Consider the following 379-nt stretch of genomic DNA (forward strand, 5'->3'; position numbering starts at 1 on the left):
ATTTTTATTTTGATGCTGTCTTGGCTCTTCTTTCGTGAAAAAGTCAGTGGTATTCAAGTTATTGGCATGCTGATCTCGCTGTTGGGTGTTGTCACTGTTGTGACGCAAGGGAATCCAGAAACATTGTTGAGTTTAGATCTGCTTAACGTGGGCACTGCTTGGATTTTAGCGGCAGTGTTAAGCTGGGCTATATATTCGGCTTTGTTGCGCCTGAGGCCAGAAGGTATTAGTCCCTTTGGCTTTTTCGGTTTAACCGTTGTAATCGGCGTGGTTGCGTTGCTACCGTTTTATTTATATGAAACCAGCAATGGTAGACCAATGCCTGTTACCCCAGTGTCAATATTAAGTGTGTTATATGTTGGGATATTCCCTTCAATAT

The 379-nt window shown here is 42.5% G+C and carries 1 protein-coding gene; it reads left to right on the plus strand.

Annotated elements, in window-relative coordinates; all coding sequences use genetic code 11:
• On the plus strand, positions 1-379 hold a 379-nt coding region (locus BTA35_RS17595), incomplete at both ends, for an EamA family transporter (RefSeq protein ID WP_145952612.1).

The organism is Oceanospirillum linum (assembly GCF_001995095.2).
Lineage (GTDB): Bacteria > Pseudomonadota > Gammaproteobacteria > Pseudomonadales > Halomonadaceae > Oceanospirillum > Oceanospirillum linum.